Here is a 13744-nt window from a genome sequence, read left to right on the forward strand (position 1 = left end):
AGCCATGAATTGTAGGAGCGCAGCGCCCCTCGGGTCAATCGCTGCGGGTGCTTTGCCCTGCCGGAGGGCGTCGCGTCAGCTGACCAGACGCAAGCGCAGCTCCTTGGGCAGCGCGAACACCATCGATTCCGGCTCGCCTTCCAGTTCGGAGACGCCGGCCGCGCCCAGTTCGCGCAGGCGCGCCAGCACGCCATCGACCAACACCTGCGGCGCAGAGGCGCCGGCGGTCAGGCCGATATGCTGCTTGCCAACGATCCAGGCCGGGTCGATCTCGCTGGCGTTGTCGATCAGGTAGGACTCCACCCCGTCGCGCCGGGCCAGCTCGCTCAAGCGGTTGGAATTGGAGCTGTTGGGCGAACCGACCACCAGCACCAGATCGCACTGGCGCGCCAGATCGCGCACCGCGTCCTGGCGGTTCTGGGTGGCGTAGCAGATGTCGTCGTGGCGCGGCCCCTGCATTGCCGGGTAGCGCGCACGCAGGGCTTCGATGATGCCCATGGTGTCGTCCACCGACAGCGTGGTCTGGGTGGTGTAGGCAAGGTTATCGGGCTGGCGGACATCGAGCGTGGCGACCTGTTCGATGTCTTCGACCAGATAGATCGTGCCCGCCCCGCGCTCGCGGCTCCACTGCCCCATCGTGCCTTCCACTTCCGGGTGCCCGGCATGGCCGATCAGCACCACGTCGCGGCCGGCCCGGCAGTGCCGCGCCACCTCGAAATGCACCTTGGTCACCAGTGGGCAGGTGGCGTCGAACACCTTCAGTCCACGCCGCTCGGCTTCCTGGCGCACCGCCTGCGAGACGCCATGCGCGCTGAAGATCACGGTGGCATCGTCGGGCACCTCGTCGAGTTCTTCGACGAAGATCGCCCCACGCTGCTTGAGGTCGTCGACCACGAAGCGGTTGTGCACGACCTCGTGCCGCACATAGATCGGCGCGCCCAGCGTTTCGATCGCACGCTTGACGATCTCGATCGCACGGTCGACACCGGCACAAAAACCACGGGGATTGGCGAGCAGGACATCCATGGCGGGCATTCTACGGGAATGAGGGGTGCGGGGTCGGACCGGGCGGCACGCGCCTGCAGGCAGGCTTCAGCGCAGATTCCCGGTTCCCTGCCCCTGCGTGCCGGATTTGTCGAACAACCCGAACACGGCAATCCCAATCGCGCCACCCACGATCGCCGAGTCGGCGATATTGAAGGACGGCCAGGTGTGGCTGCCGATGTACCACTGAATGAAATCCACCACGTGGCCGTGCATCAGCCGGTCGATCACGTTGCCGATCGCCCCGCCGATCACCAGCGCATACGGCAGCGCGCTGCGCCACTGCCCGCGCGCAGTGCGCGAGAGCCAGAACGCCAGCAGGCCGCTGATGCCCACCGCCAACGCAGTGAAGAACCACAGCTGCCAGCCGCCGGCATCGCTCAGAAAGCTGAAGGCCGCGCCGGTGTTGTAGGTGCGGTACCAGTTCCAGAAGCCGTCGATCACCGGCACCGGGGTGTACTCGGGCAGGCTGGACAGCACCCAGGCCTTGCTCCACTGGTCCAGGCCGACCACCAGCGCAGAGAGCAGCAGCCAGATCAGGGCCGAGGGATTGGGGCGTTGACTCATGTCGAAGGATCGCAGTTGGTGGCCGCTCCTCCGATGCCGGAGAAGACGCCTGGGTGGGAGACAGTGACGGCAGCGGCAGAAAACGACAGATGCACGATTGCAGGCGGACAAGGATGGCACGGGCGGCTCGACCAGCCGCGCCGCCCCGCCCCGATGCATGCCCCAAGCTTCAGCAAGCCAGGCGCACGGCGGAATGGCCGCCTCGCCGCAGGGCGACCGGGGCTACCCCGGCAGCTGACGCGGGCTGCGCCAGCGCCAGAGGCCAGCCGTGCGTGGCGAGATCCCCGCCACGCACCGCCGGCACAGCGGCGTCAGAACCAGCGACGCTGCTCGCCCGGACCTTCGATATTGCTGACGCAACGGCTGCACAGTTCGGGGTGACGGGGGTCGCTGCCCACGCTGGCCTGGTGATGCCAGCAGCGCACGCACTTGGCCTTGGTCGTGGGCTGCGCACTGACGAAGATGTCGTCGGTGCTGGCCGCGATCACGGTGACATCGCCACTGATGAACAAGAAGCGCAGCTCCTCGGCCAGCGGCTGCCAGCGCGCGGCGGTCTGCGCATCGGCGGCCACGGTGATTTCCGCTTCCAGCGCCGCACCGATCGCGCCGTTGGCACGCATCGGTTCCAGCACCTTGGCCACCTGCTCGCGCAGGACCAGCAACTTGTCGACATCCGCACCGGTCAATGCAGCGTCGGCCGGCAACGGCGCAAGGCCGTCGTACCAAGTGGAAAACAGCACGTTGTCGGCACGCTGGCCCGGCAGGTAGCCCCACAGTTCCTCGGCGGTGAAACTCAACACCGGCGCGATCCAGCGCACGAATGCCTCGGCCACGTGATACATCGCGCTCTGCGCCGAACGGCGGCCGCGTGCGTCCTCGGCCATCGTGTACAGGCGGTCCTTGGTGACATCCAGGTACAGCGAGCCCAGGTCCACGCTGCAGAAATTCAGCAGCGCCTGCACGATCTCGGCAAAATCGTAGCGCGCGTAGGCGGCCACAATTTTTTCCTGCAGCTCGTGTGCGCGATGCACGATCCAGCGGTCCAGCAGGACCATCTCGTCCAGCGCCACCAGGTGCTGCAGCGGGTCAAAACCGTGCAGGTTGCCGAGCAGGAAGCGCGCGGTGTTGCGCAACCGGCGATACGCATCGGCGTTGCGCTTGAGGATCTCCTGCGACAGCGACATCTCGTTGCTGTAATCGGCCGAGGCGATCCACAGGCGCAGGATGTCAGCGCCCAGCGTCTTCATGATGTCCTGCGGTTCGATGCCGTTGCCCAGCGACTTGGACATCTTGCGGCCGTGTTCGTCCACGGTGAAGCCGTGGGTCAGGCACTGCTTGTACGGCGCAACCTTGTCCATCGCCACGCCGCTCAGCAGCGACGACTGGAACCAGCCGCGGTGCTGGTCGGAACCTTCCAGATACAGGTCGGCCGGCTTGGGCAGGCCACGATCCGCAAGCACCGCTTCGTGCGTCACGCCGGAGTCGAACCACACATCCAGGATGTCGGTGATCTTCTCGTAGTCGGCCGCCTCGCTCCCGAGCAGTTCGGAGGCGTCCAGCGTGTACCAGACATCCACGCCGCCCTGCTCCACGCGGTCGGCGACCTGGCGCAGCAACGCGGTGCTGCGCGGATGCGGCTCGCCGGTTTCGCGATGCACGAACAAGGCGATCGGCACGCCCCAGGTGCGCTGCCGCGAGATGGTCCAGTCCGGGCGCCCGTCGACCATGCCGGCGATACGCGCCTGGCCCCAGGACGGATACCAATGCACGTTTTCGATGGCCTTGAGCGCGTCGGCACGCAGGTTGGCCTGCTCCATCGAGATGAACCACTGCGGCGTGGCGCGGAACGCGATCGGCGTCTTGTGGCGCCAGCAATGCGGATAGCTGTGCTCCATCTTGCTGGCCGCCAGCAGCACGCCGGTCTCGCGCAGCGCCTCGATGATGACCTCGTTCGCCTTCCAGATATGCAGCCCGGCCAGCACGGTGTCGCCCAGCGGCGGGGTCGACGGCAGATACACGCCGCGCCCGTCCACCGGGTTGATCTGCGCCGCGCCGTAACGCTCCAGCAGGCCGTACTGCTTGGAGACCTGATAGTCCTCCTGGCCGTGGCCGGGTGCGGTATGCACCGCGCCGGTACCTTCCTCGGCCGACACGTGATCACCCAGCAACAGCGGGATTTCGCGTTCGGCATAGAACGGGTGATTGAGCAGCATCTGTTCCAGCGCCGCGCCCTTGGCGTGGCCGTGCACCACCACCTCGCCCACGCCGTAGCGTGCCAGCGCCTTGGCAGCCAACGCTTCGGCGACTACCAGCCAGCGCGGCTGGCCGCGATCGGCGGGGCCTTCGACCAGCACATAGTCGAGCTCCGCGCCCAGACTCACCGCAAGCGACGCCGGCAGCGTCCACGGCGTGGTGGTCCAGATCGGCACCGCCACGCCCACGCCCGCCGGCAGCCTCGCGCCGAATGCGGCAGCCACCGCACCCGGGTCGCGCGCCGGATAGGCGATATCCACCGTCGGCGACACCTTGTCGGCGTATTCGATCTCGGCCTCGGCCAGCGCCGAACCGCAATCGAAGCACCAGTGCACCGGCTTGACGCCGCGGGTCAGATGACCGTTATCGACCACCTTGGCCAGCGCGCGGATTTCGTTGGCTTCGAAGCGGAAATCCAGTGTCTTGTACGGATTGTCCCAATCGCCGATCACGCCCAGGCGCTTGAAATCGCGCCGCTGCAGATCGATCTGCTCGGTCGCGTATTCGCGGCATTTCTGTCGAAATTCCGCCGCATCGAGCTTGACGCCGACCTTGCCGTATTTTTTTTCGATCGCGATCTCGATCGGCAGGCCATGGCAGTCCCAGCCCGGGATGTACGGCGCATCGAAGCCGGCCAGGTACTTGGACTTGACGATGATGTCCTTGAGGATCTTGTTGACCGCGTGGCCGAGATGGATCTGGCCATTGGCATACGGCGGTCCGTCGTGCAGCACGAACAACGGGCGGCCAGCGGCATTGGCACGCAGCTGCGCGTAGAAGCCCTCGCGCTCCCAGCGCTCCAGCATCGCCGGCTCGCGCTTGGGCAGGTCGCCACGCATCGGAAATTCCGTCGCAGGCAGATGAAGAGTGGCTTTGTAGTCTTGGGTCACAGGAATCTACCGTTGCGCTGGATCTTTTAATAAGTCCGCACACGGATGTGCGGGCTCTTGCGAGGGACTCGCATCTTTATTGCCCGCACACGGATGTACGGGCTGTTGCGAGGGACTCGCAGTGTCTACGGGCTCTTGCGAGGGACTGACCGTCGTTGAGGGTTGGTGCTCAGCACGCATCTGCGCCGCCAGCACCTCACGTGCCTGCTCTGCATCGCGGTGCATCTGCACGGTCAGCGCCTCCAGTCCATCGAATTTTTCTTCGTCGCGCAGCTTGGCGACGAATTCCACGGCAATGTGCCGGCCGTACAGATCGCACTGGAAATCGAACAAGTGCGCTTCCAGCAGCGGCTCCACGCCCGCTACCGTGGGGCGCGTACCGAAGCTCGACACCGACGGCCACGGCCGCTCGGCCACGCCGTGCACCCAGGTCGCATAGATTCCCGACAACGCCGGCGTGCGCGGAAAGCGCAGGTTGGCGGTGGGATAGCCCAAGGTACGGCCAAGTTGCTTGCCGCGCACGACCCGGCCACCAATGGCGTACGGGCGACCGAGCAAGTCGCCAGCGTGGGCGAATTCGCCGGCGCCGAGCAGTTCGCGAATCCGCGTTGCCGAAATCCGCTCGCCATGCAGGTGCACCGGCGCAATCTCGCCCGCCACAAACCCATGCTGCTCGCCAAGCCTGCGCAACAGACCGATGTCGCCGCTGCGTCGATGGCCGAAACGGAATTCCGGGCCAATCCAGACTTCGCGTGCGCGCAGCCGGCCAACCAGCGCCAGCCGCACGAAATCTTCCGCACTCATCTTGGACAGGCGACCGTCGAAACGGATCATGCCCACGCTGTCGGCGCCGAACCCGTACAAGCCTTCGATCTTGGCGCGCGCCAGGGTCAGACGCGGCGGCGGCGCGGCAGGTGCGAAAAACTCGCGCGGCAGCGGCTCGAAGCTCACCGCCACGCCCGGCACACCGAGTGCGCGGGCACGCGCAACGGCGTGTTGCACCAGCGTCCGATGCCCCAGATGCAGGCCATCGAAGGCGCCGATGCAGACCACGCTTCCGCGCGGGAACAGCGTCCCGCCTTCGACGTCTCTAAACAGCCTGCTCATTCCTCGATCCAAACAGATGCCGGCCCGCCGGCCGACCCTCGTTGATACATAACCTGCAAGTATAGCCGTGCCTGTCAAGCCGTATGGGCACCTTGGCGTGGCAGCGCGTCCCGCGTGCGGTACGCGGGGATGCGCAACCTTCAGCCAGTGCAGGCGACCGTGCCGCGCGCATTCGTTCGGCAGTGGCCTCAGCCTTCGCGCAGATGCCGCGGCCGCAGCCCCAGCGCCAACTGCGCGACCAGATACGTCGCCCCGCCAATGCCGACAAGCACCGCGAGCCAGCCGATGCGGTTCCATTTGTCCATCTGCGTAAACGACGGCAGCCACCACAGCAGACTCAACAGCACCGCCGCCATCGCCGCACATGCCAGCAGCAGACGCAGCGCATAGCCACCCCAGCCCGGGCGGCGCTGGTACACCCCCGACTTGCCCAGCCAGTACCACAACAGTCCCAGGTTGAGATAGCTCGACAACGCACTGGCGATACCCAACGCCAGATGCAGGCCCGGCTGCTTGCCCAGCGCCTGCATCACACCCTGCGCCTTGAGTTCGGGCGGCACCATGATCTGGTACACGACCGCCAGCAACGCGAAGTTGAAGACCATGTTGGCGATCAGCGCCGCCACGCCCGCCCGCACCGGCGTGCGGGTGTCCTGGCGCGCATAGAAGGCCGGCAACAGCACCTTCAGCATGGCGTAGGCCGGCAAACCGAAACTCAGACCATAGACCGACATCGCCGTCATGCGGGTGTCGAACGCAGTGAACTGGCGGTACTGGAACAATGTCGCCACCAACGGCTCGGCCAGCAGCAGCAAGCCCAGCATGGCCGGCATCGCGATCAGCAAGGTGGTGCGGAAGCCCCAGTCCAGCGCGCCGGAGAAGGCAGTGCGATCGGTCTTGACATGATGGCGGGCCAGCGCCGGAAGGATCACCGTGCCCAGCGCCACGCCAAACACACCTAGCGGCAGTTCCAGGAACCGGTCGGCCAGCGACAGCCACGACTGCGACCCATCAGCCAGGCGCGCAGCGATCACCGTATCCAGCATCAGGTTGATCTGCGCAATCGACGAGCCGAACAAGGTCGGGATCATCAAGGTCAGCACCTTGCGCACATCCGGATGATTCCAGCCCCAGCGCGGCAGCGTCAGCAGGTCGATGCCCTTGAGCGCCGGCAGCTGGAACAGCAACTGCAGCGCACCGGCCACCAGCACCGCCCAGCCCAGCGCCAGGATCGGGACGTCCAACCGCGGCGCCAACCACAGCGCGCCGGCAATCATGCACAGATTGAGGATGACCGGCGTCAGCGCCGGAATGGCAAAGCGCTGGAAACTGTTGAGCGCGCCGCCGGCCAGCGCCGTCAACGAGACGAACAGCAGGAACGGAAAGGTCAGCCGCAACAGATCGACCAACAAACCGTATTTTTCCGGATCGGTGGCCGCACCATCGGAAAACACCGCGGCCAGTTGCGGGGTGAAGATCAACCCCAGTGCGGTGATCAGCAGCAACATCCCGCCCAAGGTGCCGGACACGCGCGCCATCAGCTCGCGCAGATCGGCATGCGGGCGGGTCTCCTTGACCTCGGTGAACACCGGCACGAAGGCGGTGGCGAACGAGCCTTCGGCGAACAGCCGGCGCAGGAAATTGGGAATGCGGAAGGCCACCCAGAACGCGTCGGTCACCGCATTGGCGCCGAAGGTGGTGGAAATCGCCTGGTCGCGGATCAGGCCCAGCACCCGCGAGATCATGGTCATACTGCTGAATGAGAGCAGGCCTCTCAACATGCCGGGCTTGCTCACGCTGCATCCCTCTTGACAACTGACTTGACGTACATATCCGGGTCCATCATACTTTCGCGCTTGCTTTTTCCACCATACCGATTTTTCAGGAACCCACCACCGTGGCCAATATCAAGTCCGCCAAGAAGCGCGCCAAGCAGACCATTGTGCGCAATGAGCGCAACACCGGTCAGCGCTCGATGCTGCGCACCGCCGTCAAGAAGGTGATCAAGGCCCTTGACGCCAACGATGCTGCAGGCGCCGAAGCCGCTTTCGCCGTTGCTCAGCCCATCCTCGACCGTTTCAGCGCCCGCGGCCTGATCCACAAGAACAAGGCTGCACGCCACAAGAGCCGCCTGACCGCTCGCATCAAGGCCATCAAGGCCGCGTAAGCGACCAGTTGGCGCATTGCCGGGAGCCTGGCTTCCGGCAATACAGAAAAACCCGGCCTTGGCCGGGTTTTTTGTGTGCCTGCGCCTGCACTCAGCCCGCATCGCGTGCATCAAGCTCGTCTTCGCGCTGGCGGTCGAAGAACGCCATCACGTCTTTCATGATCGGGAACGTGCCGTCACGCCCGAGGGCGGACACCAGATACCACGGCGCCGTCCAACCCAACTCGGCCACGATGCCCTCTGCGGCGGCACGCGCCTCGTCTTCGAACATCAGGTCGGCCTTGTTGAGCACCAGCCAGCGCGGCTTCTTCAGCAACTCGGGATCGTGCCGTTCCAGTTCGCGTTCGATGGTGCGCACCTGGTCGGCCGGCGATACGCCATCCACGCCACCATCCATCGGGGCCATGTCCACCAGATGCAACAGCAGGCGGGTGCGCTGCAGATGGCGCAGGAACTGCGTGCCCAGACCGGCGCCGTCGGCGGCACCTTCGATCAGACCCGGAACGTCGGCGATGACGAAACTGCGGTATGCCTCGACACTGACCACGCCCAGATTCGGGTACAGGGTCGTGAACGGGTAGTCGGCCACCTTCGGCGTGGCCGAGGACACCGCGCGGATCAAGGTGCTCTTGCCGGCATTGGGGAACCCCAGCAGGCCGACGTCGGCCAGCAGCTTCAGTTCCAGCTTGAGCAGACGTTCTTCGCCCTCCTCACCGGTGGTGGCCTGGCGCGGCGCGCGGTTGACCGAGCTCTTGAAATGCATGTTGCCCAGGCCGCCCTTGCCGCCCTTGGCCACCAGCAAGCGGTCGCCGTGCTGGGTCAGGTCGCCGATCACTTCATCGGTCTGCACATTGATCACCACGGTACCGACCGGCACCACGATGATGCGGTCTTCGCCGCCCTTGCCGTACGCCTGCCGGCCCATGCCGTTCTCGCCGCGCTGCGCCTTGAAGGTGCGCTCATGGCGGAAATCGACCAGCGTGTTGACGTTCTCGTCGGCCACGATCCAGACGCTACCGCCGGCACCGCCATCGCCGCCATCGGGCCCACCCAGCGGAATGAACTTCTCGCGGCGAAAGCCGACACAGCCGTTGCCGCCATTACCGGCGGTGACCAGGATTTCTGCTTCGTCGACTAATTTCATGGGATGACAACCGGGAATGGAGAATAGGGAATCGGGAATCGGCACAGCGAATGACTGCTTCCTGCCGGCAAGACTGCTCGCCGGCCTGGCTGCAGAATCCGGTCGGGGAGCAGAATCGCTTTTTTCGATTCCTTATTCCCGATTCCCGATTCTCAAACGCAAAACCCCGCCGAAGCGGGGCTTTCCGTCTCGTTCGCCCGGCAGCGTTGCCGGACGAACTGGCCTGCATGGAGCGGGCGATTACGCCTCGGCAACCACGCTGACGGTACGACGCTTCTTCGGGCCCTTGGTGGAGAACTCCACCTTGCCGTCGACCAGCGCAAACAGCGTGTGGTCACGACCCAGGCCGACACCGGCGCCCGGATGGAACTGGGTGCCGCGCTGACGCACGATGATGTTGCCGGCGTCGATGGCCTGGCCACCGAAGATCTTCACGCCGAGGTACTTCGGATTCGAATCGCGACCGTTGCGCGAGGAACCTACGCCCTTTTTATGTGCCATGACTGGTTCTCCTTACTTCTTGTCGCCACCGGCGATGCCGGTGATCTCGATTTCGGTGTAGTGCTGACGGTGTCCCTGACGCTTCATGTGGTGCTTGCGGCGACGGAACTTGATGATGCGCACCTTGTCGGCGCGGCCGTGGGCCACGACCTTGGCGGTGACCGAGGCGCCCTTCAGCGCATCGCCCAGCTTGATGCCATCGCTATCGCCCAACATCAGGATGGTGTCGAACTTGATCTCGTTGCCAGCTTCGACTTCGAGCTTTTCCACGCGGAGCGTTTCGCCCTGCGCGACGCGGTATTGCTTACCGCCGGTTACCAGAACTGCGTACATGACCAGGTGTTCCTCTGTAGTTATTATGGTCGCCTGACTTGCCCGTGGGGCAGACAGGAGCGGAATTGTACTGACCTAGCCGGTTTCGGGTCAAGTCGCAAGCGGGCCCGCCGCTGCCGGCCCGAACCGGGCTGGTGGAACGCATCATCCGGCCGCCACAACGGCCCCGGCAGACTGGCATTTGGGGCAATTGCCCTCACCTAGGTCGGCGGGTAGGCTGATCGACTGCCACTCATTCCTGCTGAGCACGCTCGCACCACCGCCGGTTCGCCGGCCCGACATCGGATCCCCCATGGCGATGGATTTCATCCGCATCCGCGGCGCGCGGACGCACAACCTCAAGAACATCGACCTCGACCTGCCTCGCGACAAACTGATCGTGATCACCGGCCTGTCCGGCTCGGGCAAGTCGTCGTTGGCGTTCGACACCATTTATGCGGAGGGCCAGCGCCGCTACGTCGAGTCGCTGTCGGCGTATGCGCGCCAGTTCCTCAGCGTGATGGAAAAGCCGGACCTGGACCACATCGAAGGCCTGTCCCCGGCGATTTCGATCGAACAGAAGTCCACCTCGCATAACCCGCGCTCCACGGTCGGCACGATCACCGAGATCTACGATTACCTGCGCCTGCTGTATGCACGCGTGGGACAGCCGCGTTGCCCGGACCACGGCTTCCCGCTGGAGGCGCAGACCGTCAGCCAGATGGTCGATCACATGCTCACCCAGGACCAGGAGCAGCGCTACATGCTGCTGGCGCCGGTGATCCGCGAGCGCAAGGGTGAGCATGCGCAGGTGTTCGAACAACTGCGTGCGCAGGGCTTCGTGCGCGTGCGCGTGGACGGCGAGCTGTACGAAATCGATGCAGTGCCGCCGCTGGCGCTGCGCCAGAAGCACACCATCGAAGCGGTGATCGACCGCTTCCGTCCGCGCGAAGACATCAAGCAGCGGCTGGCGGAAAGTTTCGAGACCGCACTCAAGCTCGGCGAAGGCATGGTGGCGGTGCAGTCGCTGGACGACCCGGCTGCGGCGCCGCACCTGTTCTCGTCCAAGTACAGCTGCCCGGTGTGCGATTACTCGCTGCCGGAGCTGGAACCGCGGCTGTTTTCGTTCAACGCACCGGTGGGCGCCTGCCCCAGCTGCGACGGCCTGGGCGTGGCCGAATTCTTCGATCCGGATCGCGTCGTGGTGCATCCGGAGCTGTCGCTTTCGGCCGGCGCGGTACGCGGCTGGGATCGGCGCAATGCCTATTATTTCCAGCTGATTGCTTCGCTGGCCAAGCACTACAAGTTCGACGTGGACGCGGTATGGAACACGCTGCCGGCCAAGGTGCGCCAGGCGGTGCTGTTCGGCAGCGGCGATGAGGTGATCAGCTTCACCTACTTCACCGATGCGGGCGGGCGCACCACGCGCAAGCATCGCTTCGAGGGCATCCTGCCGAACCTGGAACGTCGCTACCGCGAAACCGAGTCGCCGGCAGTGCGCGAAGAGCTGACCAAATACGTCAGCCAGCAACCCTGCCCTGCCTGCAACGGCACGCGCTTGAATCGAGCCGCACGCAACGTGTTCGTCGCCGACCGCCCGTTGCCCGAGCTGGTGGTGCTGCCGGTCAACGAAGCGCTGAACTTTTTCCGCGGCCTGTCCTTGCCGGGCTGGCGTGGCGAGATCGCGACCAAGATCGTCAAGGAGATCGGCGAGCGGTTGGGCTTCCTGGTCGATGTGGGCCTGGATTACCTCACCCTGGAACGCAAGGCCGACACCTTGTCCGGCGGCGAGGCGCAGCGCATCCGCCTGGCCAGCCAGATCGGTGCCGGCCTGGTCGGGGTGATGTATGTGCTGGACGAGCCCTCGATCGGCCTGCACCAGCGTGACAACGAACGCCTGCTCGGCACGCTGACGCGGCTGCGCGACCTGGGCAACACCGTGATCGTGGTCGAGCATGACGAAGATGCGATCCGCCTGGCCGACCACGTGCTGGACATTGGCCCCGGTGCGGGCGTGCATGGCGGCGAAATCTGCGCGCAAGGCACGCTGGACGACATCCTGAAATCGCCGCGCTCGTTGACCGGCCAATACCTGTCGGGCAAGCGCCGCATCGAGATTCCCAAGCAGCGCCACAAGCCCAATCCGAAGATGATGCTGCATCTGCGCGGGGCCACCGGCAACAACCTGAAGAATGTCGACCTGGACATTCCCGCCGGCCTGCTGACCTGCATCACCGGCGTGTCCGGCTCGGGCAAGTCGACGCTGATCAACGATACCTTGTTCACCCTGGCGGCCAACGAGATCAATGGCGCCTCGCACACCGTAGCGCCGCATCGCGAAGTCGAAAACCTGGACCTGTTCGACAAGGTGGTGGATATCGACCAGTCGCCGATCGGGCGCACGCCGCGCTCCAACCCGGCCACCTACACCGGCATGTTCACGCCGTTGCGCGAGCTGTTTGCGCAGGTGCCCGAGGCGCGTGCACGCGGCTACTCGCCGGGGCGTTTCAGTTTCAACGTGCGTGGCGGCCGCTGCGAGGCCTGCCAGGGCGACGGCATGATCAAGGTGGAGATGCACTTCCTGCCCGATGTCTACGTGCCCTGCGACGTCTGCCACGGCAAGCGCTATAACCGCGAAACGCTGGAGATCCGCTACAAGGGTTTCAACATCAGCGACGTGCTGCAGATGACCGTGGAAGATGCGCTGCGCCTGTTCGAGCCGGTGCCGTCGATCGCACGCAAACTGGAAACGCTGGTCGATGTGGGATTGAGCTACATCAAGCTGGGCCAGAGCGCGACCACGCTCTCCGGTGGTGAAGCGCAGCGCGTCAAGCTGTCCAAGGAACTGTCGCGTCGCGATACCGGACGCACCTTGTACATCCTGGACGAACCGACCACCGGCCTGCACTTCCACGATATCGAAGCGTTGCTTGGCGTGCTGCACAAGCTGCGCGACGAAGGCAACACCGTGGTGGTGATCGAACACAATCTGGACGTGATCAAGACCGCCGACTGGATCGTGGACCTGGGCCCGGAAGGCGGACATCGCGGCGGCACCGTCCTGATTTCCGGCACGCCGGAAGATGTGGCTGCACACAAGGCGTCCTACACGGGGCAGTTCCTGGCCAAGATGCTGCCATCGGTGAAGGCGCGCGAAACGCGTCCGGCGGCGATGGCCAACAAGCCCGATGCGCGCCCTCCGCGCAAGATCAAACCGGAGAAGGTGGCCAAGGCCGCCACATCCGCCACCAAGAAGACTGCGAAGAAGAAGGCAAGCTGATGAGCGAACACAAGATCCTGGCACGCATCCCCATCAGCGTGCGCTGGCGCGACATGGACAGCATGGGCCACGTCAACAACGCCAAGTACATTTCCTATCTGGAAGAAGCGCGCGTGCGCTGGATGCTGGGCGTGCAAGGCGTGGCGATGACCGACCACATCGCGCCGGTGGTTGCGGCCACCAACGTCAACTACAAGCAACCGTTGATCTGGCCCAACGACATCACCGTCGAGTTGTTCGTCGAACGCCTGGGCACCAGCAGCGTGACCATCGGCCACCGCATCTTCGACCAGAAGGACGACAGCAAGCTGTACTCCGATGGCAACGTGGTCGTGGTGTGGATCGATACGCAGACCGGCAAGAGCGCCGCGCTGCCGGATGCGGTGCGCGCGGCCAGCAGCTGAATTCCCATCGGCTGCTTCGCTGACGTTGCAGCAGCGCGAAAGATCGGCGGCGGCTCCGTGTGGAGCCGCCGCTTT

The 13744-nt window shown here is 65.0% G+C and carries 11 protein-coding genes; 3 read left to right on the forward strand and 8 right to left on the reverse strand.

The window, feature by feature from the left end:
* Window positions 1-75: 75 nt before the first annotated feature.
* The 5 genes from ispH to murJ form a co-directional block, all read right to left on the reverse strand.
* Window positions 76-1026, reverse strand: a complete 951-nt coding sequence (gene ispH, locus ACCQ03_RS12065; protein ID WP_014089639.1) for a 4-hydroxy-3-methylbut-2-enyl diphosphate reductase — start codon at window positions 1024-1026, stop codon at window positions 76-78.
* A 66-nt stretch (window positions 1027-1092) separates the two neighbouring features.
* A complete protein-coding gene (gene lspA / locus ACCQ03_RS12070) occupies window positions 1093-1611 on the reverse strand; it encodes a signal peptidase II (RefSeq protein WP_057677382.1) in 519 nt (172 codons plus the stop codon).
* 311 nt (window positions 1612-1922) lie between these two features.
* Window positions 1923-4754 (reverse strand): isoleucine--tRNA ligase, encoded by a 2832-nt coding sequence (gene ileS, locus ACCQ03_RS12075; protein ID WP_057677383.1) that lies wholly within the window; start codon window positions 4752-4754, stop codon window positions 1923-1925.
* Window positions 4755-4760: 6 nt separating this feature from the next.
* Window positions 4761-5861: a bifunctional riboflavin kinase/FAD synthetase gene (locus ACCQ03_RS12080; protein ID WP_209225448.1), complete on the reverse strand. Its 1101-nt coding sequence runs from the start codon at window positions 5859-5861 to the stop codon at window positions 4761-4763.
* A 188-nt stretch (window positions 5862-6049) separates the two neighbouring features.
* On the reverse strand, window positions 6050-7642 hold the full coding sequence (murJ, locus tag ACCQ03_RS12085) for a murein biosynthesis integral membrane protein MurJ (protein ID WP_057677385.1): 1593 nt from the start codon (window positions 7640-7642) through the stop codon (window positions 6050-6052).
* A 116-nt stretch (window positions 7643-7758) separates the two neighbouring features.
* Here murJ and rpsT point away from each other — a divergent pair, with 116 nt between their 5' ends.
* Window positions 7759-8028, forward strand: coding sequence for a 30S ribosomal protein S20 (rpsT, locus tag ACCQ03_RS12090; protein WP_003484323.1), 270 nt, complete (start codon window positions 7759-7761; stop codon window positions 8026-8028).
* Window positions 8029-8119: 91 nt separating this feature from the next.
* Here rpsT and obgE read toward each other — a convergent pair whose 3' ends face one another.
* The 3 genes from obgE to rplU all read right to left on the reverse strand — a co-directional run bounded on the left by obgE (window position 8120) and on the right by rplU (window position 10006).
* A complete protein-coding gene (gene obgE, locus ACCQ03_RS12095) occupies window positions 8120-9172 on the reverse strand; it encodes a GTPase ObgE (RefSeq protein ID WP_057677386.1) in 1053 nt (350 codons plus the stop codon).
* A gap of 240 nt (window positions 9173-9412) precedes the next feature.
* A complete protein-coding gene (gene rpmA, locus ACCQ03_RS12100) occupies window positions 9413-9673 on the reverse strand; it encodes a 50S ribosomal protein L27 (protein ID WP_003484326.1) in 261 nt (86 codons plus the stop codon).
* A 12-nt stretch (window positions 9674-9685) separates the two neighbouring features.
* Window positions 9686-10006: a 50S ribosomal protein L21 gene (rplU, locus tag ACCQ03_RS12105; RefSeq protein ID WP_003484328.1), complete on the reverse strand. Its 321-nt coding sequence runs from the start codon at window positions 10004-10006 to the stop codon at window positions 9686-9688.
* 292 nt (window positions 10007-10298) lie between these two features.
* Between rplU and uvrA the strand changes: the two genes are divergently transcribed.
* The gene (uvrA, locus tag ACCQ03_RS12110; protein WP_057677387.1) at window positions 10299-13265 is read left to right on the forward strand and encodes an excinuclease ABC subunit UvrA; all 2967 of its coding nucleotides are present in this window, start codon (window positions 10299-10301) and stop codon (window positions 13263-13265) included.
* Window positions 13265-13669 (forward strand): acyl-CoA thioesterase, encoded by a 405-nt coding sequence (locus tag ACCQ03_RS12115; protein WP_057677388.1) that lies wholly within the window; start codon window positions 13265-13267, stop codon window positions 13667-13669. The genes uvrA and ACCQ03_RS12115 overlap by 1 nt, the downstream gene beginning before the upstream one ends.
* Window positions 13670-13744: the final 75 nt, after the last annotated feature.

It is taken from the genome of Xanthomonas sp. NCPPB 3569, from assembly GCF_041475645.2.
Taxonomy (GTDB): domain Bacteria; phylum Pseudomonadota; class Gammaproteobacteria; order Xanthomonadales; family Xanthomonadaceae; genus Xanthomonas; species Xanthomonas phaseoli.

What these genes read in the sequence shown, in the direction of transcription:
- murJ (WP_057677385.1), bottom strand. Translation starts at nt 7,642, where the DNA reads ATGTTGAGAGGCCTGCTCTCATTCAGCAGTATGACCATGATCTCGCGG.
- rplU (WP_003484328.1), bottom strand. Translation starts at nt 10,006, where the DNA reads ATGTACGCAGTTCTGGTAACCGGCGGTAAGCAATACCGCGTCGCGCAG.
- ispH (WP_014089639.1), bottom strand. Translation starts at nt 1,026, where the DNA reads ATGGATGTCCTGCTCGCCAATCCCCGTGGTTTTTGTGCCGGTGTCGAC.
- obgE (WP_057677386.1), bottom strand. Translation starts at nt 9,172, where the DNA reads ATGAAATTAGTCGACGAAGCAGAAATCCTGGTCACCGCCGGTAATGGC.
- ACCQ03_RS12080 (WP_209225448.1), bottom strand. Translation starts at nt 5,861, where the DNA reads ATGAGCAGGCTGTTTAGAGACGTCGAAGGCGGGACGCTGTTCCCGCGC.
- rpmA (WP_003484326.1), bottom strand. Translation starts at nt 9,673, where the DNA reads ATGGCACATAAAAAGGGCGTAGGTTCCTCGCGCAACGGTCGCGATTCG.
- lspA (WP_057677382.1), bottom strand. Translation starts at nt 1,611, where the DNA reads ATGAGTCAACGCCCCAATCCCTCGGCCCTGATCTGGCTGCTGCTCTCT.
- uvrA (WP_057677387.1), top strand. Translation starts at nt 10,299, where the DNA reads ATGGCGATGGATTTCATCCGCATCCGCGGCGCGCGGACGCACAACCTC.
- ACCQ03_RS12115 (WP_057677388.1), top strand. Translation starts at nt 13,265, where the DNA reads ATGAGCGAACACAAGATCCTGGCACGCATCCCCATCAGCGTGCGCTGG.